This is a genomic window from Marinobacterium sedimentorum, from assembly GCF_024267675.1.
Classification (GTDB): domain Bacteria; phylum Pseudomonadota; class Gammaproteobacteria; order Pseudomonadales; family Balneatricaceae; genus Marinobacterium_A; species Marinobacterium_A sedimentorum.
The window spans coordinates 1-10,629 of record NZ_JALDYX010000063.1 but is presented as its reverse complement, the minus strand read 5'-3'; the positions used below and the strand labels follow the sequence as shown (position 1 = coordinate 10,629).

The window sequence follows — 10,629 nt, the reverse complement described above, 5'->3', positions numbered from 1 at the left end:
AAAAGAGTACGAAAAGTGGCCAAAATCGGCGTTTCCGCAGTAGATCAGTGTTAAGTCCGACAGGCTGCTGTGGCTATCATCTTGTTCCGCCCTTCGCTGTTTCGTGGCTTTTTGCCTTGCTCAGTTTCGCCAATGCATTTCAATACCCTGCGTAAGCGCCCATGACTCAGTCCCATTTCAACCCTTTTGGTTTTGCCGCCGTGCCGGTTCTGCAGCCCCTGCAGCTGGAACTCTATCGCCGTGCCGGCGTCAACGTCTGGATGTTGCGGCTTGACCAGGTGCATCCGCAGGTCAGCGGTAACAAGTGGTACAAGCTCAAGTACGCGCTGCAGGATCTGATAGCGCGAGGCGAGGGGCGCGTGCTCACCTTTGGCGGTGCCTATTCCAATCATGTGCATGCGCTGGCGTTTGCAGGCCAGGCTCTGGGTATCGAGACCATCGGTGTGATTCGTGGGGAGCCTGCCTATGCGGCTAATCCGACGCTGTCGGATGCCAGGGCCTGGGGTATGCGGCTTGAATTCGTGGATCGGGCGACCTACCGAAACAGGCAGGATCCTGCGTTTGAGCAGCAGCTGCGCAGTCGCCTGGGGAGCTTCGGTCTGATTGCCGAAGGTGGTTTCGGGCCGCTGGGGTTGGCAGGGTGCCGGGAGATTCTCGCAGGTGTAGATGGTGTGGCTGATTTTGATCTGATCTGTGTGGCCGTCGGAACCGGGGGGACCATGGCGGGGCTGATTGCCGGCAGGCCCGCGTCCAGCCGGCTGTTGGGTTTCTCTGCTCTCAAGGGGGGTGACTTTTTATACGCGGATATCGCCGCCTTGCTGCAGCTGGCGGGTGAGGATGACCCCGGCGGTTGGGGTTTGCAGCTGGATGCCCATGGCGGTGGCTATGCCCGCACATCACCATTGCTGGCGGCATTCATGGCGGCTTTTCAGCATCAGACAGGCGTAGCGCTGGATCCCGTGTACACCGGCAAGATGGTGCTGCGTTTCAATCAGATGGTGGCGCAGGGCGAGGTTGTTGCGGGCTCCAGGGTGCTGCTAATCCACACGGGTGGTCTGCAGGGGCTTAGAGGAATGCAAAAAACATTGTACGATCAAGGGAGTGCTTACCGCGGCGGGCTTCCGCTTTGATCGGTTATTAACCCGGCGGGTTAATACATGAAGCATGGATGCTTCATTATTGGCCGCAGGCCAATGCGAACGCCAGAGAAACCAGCATGTCCGCGTACTTGCGCCCGTTTTTCTGGCGTGATGGACAAATAGGTAGGGAACCTGTTTGTCCGCCGGGTTAACAGCTTAACAACAGGATGGTTTGATGGACTATTTTCGCAATGTCGGCTTGATCGGGCGTCTTGGCAGCAAGTCAGTTATTGATACGCTGAAGCAGTTAATTCGCTTTCTCAATGACCGCGGGCTCAACACTGTGCTGGATGAACGTATCTCCGATACGATTCCTGGACACGGTCAGCAGACTTGCAAGCAGAAGATGATGGGCGAGATCTGCGATCTGGTGATTGTCGTTGGTGGCGATGGCAGCCTGCTGGGCGCAGCCCGGGCACTGTCACCCTCCCATGTACCGGTACTGGGGGTGAACCGCGGCAATCTGGGGTTTCTGACCGATATATCGCCAGCCGATATCGAGGCCAAGGTCGCCGAAGTGCTGGAAGGCAAATACACGGTGGAGAGTCGCTTCCTGCTGGATCTGATCGTCAAGCGTGAGGGTGAGCCTATCGGCGAGGGCACGGCCCTGAACGATATAGTGCTGCATCCTGGCAAGGCGACGCGCATGATTCAGTTTGAGCTGTTTATCGAGGGGCAGTTTGTCTACACGCAACGCTCTGATGGCCTTATCGTCGCGACGCCGACCGGGTCGACCGCCTATTCGCTGTCCGGTGGCGGTCCCATCATGTCGCCTAAGCTGGATGCGCTGGTGCTGGTGCCCATGTTCCCCCATACCCTGTCCAGCCGCCCGATCGTGGTGGATGGCAACAGCGAGCTCAAACTCGTGATCAGCGACAACAACAAAACCTATCCCACGGTGTCCTGTGATGGTCAGCTGAGTTTCAGTCTGGCGCCGGGGGATGTCATCACCATTCACAAGAAGCCGCACAAGCTCAAGTTGCTGCATCCTCTCAACTATGACTTTTACCGTACCTGCCGCGAAAAGCTCGGGTGGGGGACAAGGCTGGGAGCTTGATGTGCCACATATAAAAGGCTTTGATCTCATTGGTGATGTACATGGCTGTGCCGTCAGTCTGGGCATGCTGCTGGAGCGTCTGGGCTATCGGCTGGAGCGCGGCGTCTATCGTCATTGCGAGCGTCAGGCGCTCTTTGTCGGCGATATCATTGACCGGGGGCCGCGCATCCGCGAGTCGCTGCACCTGGTGCGCAACATGGTGGAGGCAGGCACCGCCCAGGTGGTCATGGGCAATCATGAGTACAACTTTCTGTGCTATTGCACGCCGGGTCGTCCCGGCTCCGGCCTGGAGTACCTGCGCTCCCACACGTCGCGCCACCATCGGGTGCTGAAAGAGACGCTGGATGCCTTTGAATTCTATCCGCAGGAGCAACACGATTTTCTTGCCTGGATCCGGGATATGCCCATTTTTCTGGAGTTCGAGCATTTTCGGGTGATCCACGCCTGCTGGCCCCAGGCACTGCTGGACCGTTTTTCCCGCGAATACGGCGGCAATCGGATCACCGAGGATTTCCTGCACCGCTCGGTCGACCTCGGCAGCTTTGAGCGTGAGCTGATGGATCGTGCGCTGCGTGGTACCCATATGAAGTTGCCCAATGGCGCGGTCATCACCAGCACGGACGGTTTTCAGCGACACTACTTCCGCACCAAGTTCTGGGCCGAATCGGCCGAGTGCTACGGCGATGTGGTGTTTCAGCCTGATCCGCTGCCGGACGAGGTTGCCGGTATGGCCCTCAGTGCAGCTGATCGTGAGCAGCTGCTGCACTACGGCGAAGACGAAAAACTGCTGTTTGTCGGGCATTACTGGCGCAATGGCGAGCCCGTGCCCATTACCGCCAATATTGCCTGCCTGGACTACAGCGCGGTGAAGTTCGGCAAGCTGGTAGCCTATCGTTATGACCATGAAGCGCGCATTGATCCGGCCAAGTTTGTCTGGGTCGATGTTGACCGCGAACTCTGTTCACCCGAGTCCGGAGAGGTCCTGTGATCAAGTTGCTTGAAGTGCCTCTGGCGCAGGATTTACGGGGTTTTACCGAATGTCTCTGGCAGCAAAGGGTGCCGCATCGGGTGGTGGAGCAGGATGCGGTACAGCAGCTGTGGGTTTCCAGCCAGGTGGATGCCGAGCAGGTAATGAGGCTCTATCAGCTCTGGCGTGAAGGGGCGGATCTGAGTGCGCTCCAGGCGCCGCGATCAGGCGGCGGGACTGTGTTCAATCTGGCCGCATTGCGCCAGGGCTGGCTCAGCCTGCTGCTGATTGTCGCCAGCGTACTGGTGTCGCTGCTGGTGGGGTTCGGTGACAATATGGAATGGATGCGCCGTTTTGCGCTGGTGGATTTCCAGGTGCGCGGCGACAGCGTCTTTTATGCGGGCCTTGTGGAGACTCTCAGTGCGGGTCAATTGTGGCGCCTGTTCACGCCCGCGCTCATGCATTTCAGCCTGCCACATATTCTGTTCAATCTGCTGTGGGTGTGGGTCGCTGGGCGCGGCATTGAGTACCTGCACGGTCGCTGGGCCCTACTGGGGCTGGTGCTGTTCTCGGCGCTGGTATCCAACCTGGCCCAGTTCTGGGTGAGCGGCCCGATGTTCGGTGGCATGTCGGGTGTAGTGTTCGCGCTGCTGGGCTATTCCTGGCTGTGGGACAAGCGCGCAGGGCGTCCGGCCATAGGCTTGCCACCGGCCTTGATGGGGCTGATGCTGCTGTGGCTGGTGCTGGGCTTTGCCGGTGTGCTGGAATATGTTGGCGTTGGTGCCATTGCCAACACGGCACATCTGGCGGGGCTGGCAGCAGGGCTGATCTGGGCCTTGCTGCGCAGCCTGATTGCAGCGAAGCGCAAGGACTAAAACGCTTGTGTCGGCGCGGTTTCTGCGGGCAGTGCTCTCCAGACGGTTCAGCCCCCGTAGCACAGTCTGGTACACTGCGTGCGAATTAGATTGGGTGTCCATCCGGTGGATGGTTAGAGAGTGTGGAGTCTAGTGAATGAATTATGAACAGTTGATTGAAACCATGACCCCTGAAATGCACCGTTCGCTCAAGCTGGCGGTGGAAATCGGCAAATGGCCCAACGGTGAGCGTTTGAGTGCCGAGCAGCGCACCCTGTGTCTGCGTGCGGTGATCGCCTATGACCAAAATCACCTGCCCGAGTCCGAGCGTACCGGTTTCATCGACCGTACCCGGCCCGATGGCGCCCAGCATGGCAGTGATCCGCTGCAACCTCAGCCCCTTAAAATTCTCAATTAGGCCTTAATTTTTCATGCAAGTACTGGCACAGGGCGCCCTGCGCAAGATGCGTACCGAACTGACCGACGGTCAGGCCCACTATCAACTGCGGTGCGGCGAGCAGTCACTGGCGCTCAATGAGTTGCTGGGTCAGCGCATCAGCCTCACCCACAACGGTACGATCCACTGTCTGAATTGCGGCAGAAAAACCAAGAAAAGTTTCAGCCAGGGGTATTGTTACCCCTGCTTCACCAAGCTGCCCGAATGCGACAGCTGCATCATGAGCCCGGAAAAATGCCACTTTCACCTGGGCACCTGCCGCGACCCGTCCTGGGGCGAGCAGTTCTGCTTCCAGACGCATATCGTTTATCTGGCCAACTCATCCGGCATCAAGGTGGGTATTACCCGCGGCACCCAGGTGCCTACGCGCTGGATCGACCAGGGTGCGGTACAGGCGCTGCCGATTCTGCGCGTCGACTCGCGGCTGCAGTCCGGCCTGATGGAGCATCTGTTCAAGGATCAGGTGGCGGACAAGACCAACTGGCGCACCATGCTCAAAGGGGGCATACCGCCGCTGGATTTGAAAGCCGAGCGCGACCGGCTGTTTGAGGCCAGTGCTGCGGGCATGGTCGAGCTGGAGCAGCGCTTTGGCCTGCAGGCCGTGCAGCGTCTGGAGGCCGAGGAAGTGACGATTGACTACCCGGTATTGAACTATCCGCTCAAGGTCAGCTCATTGAATCTGGATAAAACGCCCGAAGTCAGCGGGCTGCTCCTGGGTATCAAGGGGCAATATCTGATACTGGACACCGGTGTGATCAACTTGCGCAAATACACCTCCTACGAGGTGGAATTTCGTTCCGAATAGGGTGAAGCAGGCATGGCAGAACAACCGCAGGCAATTTATCTCAAGGATTATCAGGTTCCGGCGTACCTGATCGATACAACCGAGTTGCGTTTTGAGCTGGCGGATGACCAGACGCTGGTGCACTCCAGGCTCAAGGTGCGGCGCAATCCCGAGGCTGCCGCGGCACAGGCATCGCTGGAGCTGCACGGGCATGAAAGCCTGGAGCTGTGCCAGCTGAGCATCGATGGTGCCGAGCTGTCGGCGGGTGACTACCGGCGCGAAGGCGAGCTGCTGAGCATCGCCCAAGTCCCCGAGAGCTTTGTGCTGGAATGCACCACCCGTATTCACCCCAAGGACAATACAGCGCTGGAAGGCCTGTATCTGTCCGAAGGCATGTACTGCACCCAGTGTGAGGCCGAGGGGTTTCGGCGCATCACCTTCTACATGGACAGGCCCGACGTGATGTCGGTCTTTACCACCACCGTCGAGGCGGATCAGGCGCGTTTCCCCGTGTTGCTGTCCAACGGCAATCCGGTGGCGTCCGGCGAAAAGAATGGGCGCCATTGGGTCACCTGGCAGGATCCTTTCCCGAAACCTGCCTACCTGTTTGCGCTGGTGGCGGGGGATTTGCAGCATATTGAACGCCCCTACAGGACAGCGTCCGGGCGCGATGTATCGCTGCGCATCTTTGCCGAGCCCAAAGATCTGGACAAGCTGGACCACGCCATGGATTCGCTGATCAATGCCATGCGCTGGGACGAGGAGGTCTATGGCCGCGAATACGATCTGGATATCTACATGATCGTGGCGGTGGACTTCTTCAACATGGGGGCCATGGAAAACAAGGGCCTCAATATCTTCAACACCTCCTGCGTGCTGGCCAGCCCGCAAACCACCACTGATGCCGCCTATCAGCGTGTCGAGGGCGTGGTGGCGCATGAATACTTCCATAACTGGTCGGGCAATCGTGTCACCTGCAGAGACTGGTTCCAGCTGAGCCTGAAAGAGGGCTTTACGGTATTTCGCGATGCCGAGTTCTCCGCCGACATCAACTCGCGCACCGTCAAGCGAGTGGAAGACGTTACCCTGCTTCGCACCGCCCAGTTTGCCGAGGACGCAGGTCCGATGGCGCACCCGGTGCGCCCGGCGTCCTACATAGAAATTTCAAACTTCTATACCCTGACCGTGTACGAGAAGGGTGCCGAAGTGGTGCGCATGCTGCACACCCTGCTGGGGGCTGACCTGTTCCGCCAGGGGTCGGATCTGTATTTCGAACGTCATGACGGCCAGGCCGTGACCACCGATGATTTCGTGCGGGCCATGGAAGATGCGTCGGGGCGTGATCTGACGCAGTTCCGCCGCTGGTACAGTCAGGCGGGCACGCCGACGCTGCGCATCACGGATGATTACGACGCCGCCACGCAGCAGTACCGTCTGCATGTGGAGCAGCAGCTGCCGCAAACGCCGGATCAGGTCGAAAAGCTGCCGCTGCATATTCCCCTGGCGGTGGGCCTGCTGGATGTCAGCGGAGCGGATCTGGCACTGACGGACGGTGCCACAACGCGGGTGCTGGAGCTGACCGAGCAGCGTCAGACCTTTGTATTCGAACAGATCGCCGCGCGCCCTGTGCCGTCGCTGCTGCGTGGCTTTTGCGCGCCAGTGCGACTGCAGTATCCCTACAGCCGTGATGCGCTGGTATTTCTGATGAGCCACGACAGTGACGGTTTCAATCGCTGGGATGCAGGGCAGCGCCTTGCGGTCGAGGTGATCCAGGGGCTGATGGCACAGCACCGTGAGGGAGAAGCGCTGCAGCTGGACGGCGCGCTGGTGGATGCCTATGCCGCTGTGCTGGATGATGAGAGCCTGGATCCTGCGATGGTGGCCAAGGTGCTGTCGCTGCCCTCGGAGGCATACCTGAGCGAACTGTCCGAGTGCATCGATGTCGAAGCGATTCACCTGGCCCGCCAGTTTGCCCGCACCGAGCTTGCACGGATGCTGGAAGCGCCGCTGCAGCGGCGTTACGAGGCGCTGGCGCCGACCGGGGCCTATGCGCCGGATGCCGATCAGGTCGCGCGGCGCAGCCTGCGCAATCTGTGTCTGTCATATCTTGTGGCACTGGAAGCACCGGCGCATCTGGTTCGGGCCCGGGCGCAGTATGACAGCTGCGACAACATGACCGAGCGTCAGGCCGCCCTCAGTCTTATCGCCCATTCAGGCTTTGATGCAGACGCGGCTGCTGTGCTGGAGGATTTTTATCAGCGCTACCAGAGTGAAACCCTGGTGGTGAATCAGTGGCTGGCGGTGCAGGCCTGTGATCCCAAGCCAGGTGCCCTGGCCCGCATTAAGGCGCTGATGCAGCACGATGCCTTTGACATGCGTAACCCCAACAAGGTGCGCTCGCTTATCTCGACCTTCTGTGGCATGAATGCGGTGAACTTCCATGGGGCCGGTGGGGAAGGCTATGCTTTCCTGGCGGACCGGATCATTGAGATGAACCGGCTGAATCCTCAGGTAGCTTCGCGCCTGCTGACGCCACTGACGCGCTGGCGCAAATATGACGCCGGTCGTCAGGCGCAGATGCAGGCACAGCTGCGGCGCATTCTGGACAGCGGTGAGCTGTCGCGGGATGTGTACGAAGTGGTCAGCAAGAGTCTGGGCTGAAGCAAGACCGCGATGGCAGGGTTGGTTATACTGCCAGACAATGTATAGCAGCACATATCCAAGAAATACTCAGGGATGCATTAGATGGAAAGATTGCTTTCAAGCCACGACAAGTTCGATCTGCAGCAGAACTATCGTCGCTACCTCAAGTTCCGGGATCAGCGCGAAGACGCCAACCGGGCCATGCAAACGGCCAAGGCGAGCCGCGTCTGGGTAGCCGGTGTTGTGACACTGCTGTTCGCGCTGGCGTCAGATTTCTTTCTGGGGGCCTCGGCTGCGCTCTTCGGCCTGTATTTTTACCGGCTGCTGATGGCGCGCATGAAGACCAGCCAGGCAGATGAAGGCTGCGAGGATACGGATCGCTGGTTCGCCTCCAAGGGGCTCAAGTTTGAAGGTCGCATTCTGTACTTTCGTGATGACAAGATGCTTGAACATCCGCTGGATCCGTTTGACGACGGTATCTACAAGTAACAGTGTCGCTGTACTTTTTCCCGGAATTCGCATGAGACGATGCCCATGAGAAAAGAGTACCGTGGCATTACCGGGCGTACGCGTCGTCTGCTGCAGATGCCGGAGGGCGTCAATGTCGACTTCAAGCGCGAGGCGTCCGCGGTTCACGCCAGTGATCTGGTCGCCTTTGCCAATGCCGCCGGCGGCGGCACTTTGCTGATCGGCATTGATGAATACACCAGCGATGACGGTGTGCAGCGTGGGCAGGTGGTAGGCTGTGATGTCGATGATGGTGCTCGCCTGAGTCTGATCAACAAGGCCACCGGCTGCTATCCCAATATTGACGTCGAGATTTTCATTGAGAATCTCGGCGCCAGGCCCTTTCTCAGGGTCGAAATTCCCACCGGTCCCTCCAAACCCTATTGCACGCCCAGCGGTCAGTACACCATGCGGGCCGATGGCCGCAATCGGGCACTCTATCCCGAAGAACTGCTGTCCATCTTCATGGATCGCGAGGGTGAGCAGTTTCTGTTGCGTTTTCGTAATGCCGTGTTCCGGCTGGAACATCAGGTTGGGGGCATCAGCCACTCGATCAACGACGGCCTGTTGCAGGTCAGTCAGCATATCCATGATCTGGATGATCAGCTCAAGCGCACCTTCAGCCGTATCGACCAGCTGACGGACAGCAGCAAGAAGCGTTCGCGCAACATGCTGCAAACCCTGCGGGACAGTCAGGAAAGCATCGGTAATCTGGAGCGGCTGCTGAGCGAGGGAAACGGTAATCAGCAGCGCTATCAGGTCATGCTGCGGGAGGTCGAGGATAAGCTCGGCGGCCTGCTGGACAACATGACCAGCGATACTGCGGTGGATGGTTAAGATGGAATCACTGCACCGGTTTCGCTACTGGGTATTTGATCTGGACGGTACCCTGACCCGTCCGGTGCACGATTTCGAGCATATTCGCCGTGAGCTGGGGCTGGCGCCTGGCGCGGACATTCTGGCCACGCTGGCGGATCTGGCTGAGCCGCAGCGCAGTGCGCTTTATGCGCAGCTCGATGATCTTGAACGCCACTATGCCCTCAAGGCGGAGCCTGCGCCGGGGCTGCATGGCCTGTTTGAGTGGCTGGGCGAGCGGAATTGCCACTTTGGCATTTTGACACGCAACACGCGCGAGTTCGCCCTGCTGTCACTGCAGGCCATTGGCGTGGCAGCCTATTTCGATCCGGTCTATGTGCTCGGGCGCGATGAGGCCCAGCCCAAGCCTGACCCCGGTGGCCTGCAGCATCTGCTGTCCTGCTGGGGTATTGAGCCTGGCGATGCGCTGATGGTGGGGGACTTTCGCTATGATCTTGAGGCCGGGCGCAATGCCGGGCTCATGACCGTGCATGTGGACAGCCGCGAGGATCGTCACTGGCCGGAACTCACCGACCTGCGGGTGCAGGATCTGGGTGAGTTGCACAGCCTGCTGCAGCGCACCGCTGCGTCCACAGTGTCGCTGAACACCTGAGTATCCAACTCTGGCGAAGCTGGCTTGTCTATAGTAAAGACAGCATACAGTTATGAATGTAACGCGGAGGTTCGATATGACAATCATGGCGGAACTGCACAGTGATCACCTTAATCTTGCCCGGCTGCTGGATATTCTCAGTGCCAAGGTCACCAAGCTGCGTGCCGGTACCCGGCCGAATTATCGGCTTATGGCCGATGCGATCAGCTATATTGGTGACTACGCCGATGAGCACCACCACTCGCGGGAAGACCGGATGCTGGCCTGGTTTCAAGGCCGTGATACGCAGCTTGATGACCTTATACAGCAGTGTGAAACCCAGCATCAGCATGTGCAGGCGTTGTCCCATGATTTGAGTGGCGCCATTGAAAGTATCCTTAACGACACCCTGATGCCGATGGAGCAGCTGATCTCCAAGCTGGAGACCTATGTGCGTGAGCAAAAAGCCCATATGGTGTTTGAGGAGGAGCAGGTTTTCGTGCGGCTGGAAAAGCTGGCGCAGCCCTCGGACTGGGTGGCGCTGAGTGAACAGCTGCCGCGCAATGTCGATCCGCTGTTCGGCGAGCACCAGTCCGAGGAGTATGTCGAGCTATACCGTGATCTGCTACAGGATATGACGCGCTAGTGTACTGCTTCGCTCTTAGACGCGCTTTTAGCGAGTCGCCAGGAGGTTGACCGCACGGCGCATTTTCGAAGCTATAGTGGGCCTATTTCGAGGAAATGCAACACCGCGGACGGCCTCCTGGCGGCTCG

The 10,629-nt window shown here is 59.0% G+C and carries 11 protein-coding genes; all 11 read left to right on the top strand.

Annotated features, from left to right (window positions below; genetic code table 11):
* Nucleotides 1–161: 161 nt before the first annotated feature.
* Nucleotides 162–1,130: a 1-aminocyclopropane-1-carboxylate deaminase/D-cysteine desulfhydrase gene (locus tag MRS74_RS23190; RefSeq protein WP_254582657.1), complete on the top strand. Its 969-nt coding sequence runs from the start codon at nt 162–164 to the stop codon at nt 1,128–1,130.
* Nucleotides 1,131–1,314: 184 nt separating this feature from the next.
* A complete protein-coding gene (locus MRS74_RS23185) occupies nt 1,315–2,196 on the top strand; it encodes an NAD(+) kinase (RefSeq protein WP_254582656.1) in 882 nt (293 codons plus the stop codon).
* Nucleotide 2,197: 1 nt separating this feature from the next.
* Nucleotides 2,198–3,184: a metallophosphoesterase gene (locus MRS74_RS23180; RefSeq protein WP_254582655.1), complete on the top strand. Its 987-nt coding sequence runs from the start codon at nt 2,198–2,200 to the stop codon at nt 3,182–3,184.
* Nucleotides 3,181–4,038, top strand: a complete 858-nt coding sequence (locus MRS74_RS23175) for a rhomboid family intramembrane serine protease (protein ID WP_254582654.1) — start codon at nt 3,181–3,183, stop codon at nt 4,036–4,038. Before MRS74_RS23180 ends, MRS74_RS23175 begins: the two co-directional genes overlap by 4 nt.
* Nucleotides 4,039–4,174: 136 nt before the next feature.
* Complete coding sequence (locus MRS74_RS23170) at nt 4,175–4,435, top strand: YeaC family protein (RefSeq protein ID WP_254582653.1); 261 nt, start codon at nt 4,175–4,177, stop codon at nt 4,433–4,435.
* Between the two features lie 13 nt (nt 4,436–4,448).
* Complete coding sequence (locus tag MRS74_RS23165) at nt 4,449–5,279, top strand: DUF2797 domain-containing protein (protein ID WP_254582652.1); 831 nt, start codon at nt 4,449–4,451, stop codon at nt 5,277–5,279.
* Between the two features lie 12 nt (nt 5,280–5,291).
* Nucleotides 5,292–7,919 (top strand): aminopeptidase N, encoded by a 2,628-nt coding sequence (gene pepN, locus MRS74_RS23160; protein WP_254582651.1) that lies wholly within the window; start codon nt 5,292–5,294, stop codon nt 7,917–7,919.
* Nucleotides 7,920–8,003: 84 nt separating this feature from the next.
* Nucleotides 8,004–8,390: a hypothetical protein gene (locus tag MRS74_RS23155; protein ID WP_020679880.1), complete on the top strand. Its 387-nt coding sequence runs from the start codon at nt 8,004–8,006 to the stop codon at nt 8,388–8,390.
* Nucleotides 8,391–8,435: 45 nt separating this feature from the next.
* Nucleotides 8,436–9,245 (top strand): AlbA family DNA-binding domain-containing protein, encoded by an 810-nt coding sequence (locus MRS74_RS23150; protein WP_254582650.1) that lies wholly within the window; start codon nt 8,436–8,438, stop codon nt 9,243–9,245.
* Nucleotide 9,246: 1 nt separating this feature from the next.
* Nucleotides 9,247–9,876, top strand: a complete 630-nt coding sequence (locus MRS74_RS23145) for an HAD family hydrolase (RefSeq protein ID WP_254582649.1) — start codon at nt 9,247–9,249, stop codon at nt 9,874–9,876.
* A gap of 76 nt (nt 9,877–9,952) precedes the next feature.
* Entirely contained in the window at nt 9,953–10,501 is a 549-nt protein-coding gene (locus tag MRS74_RS23140; RefSeq protein WP_254582648.1) for a hemerythrin domain-containing protein, read from the top strand.
* The last annotated feature ends 128 nt before the right edge of the window (nt 10,502–10,629 follow it).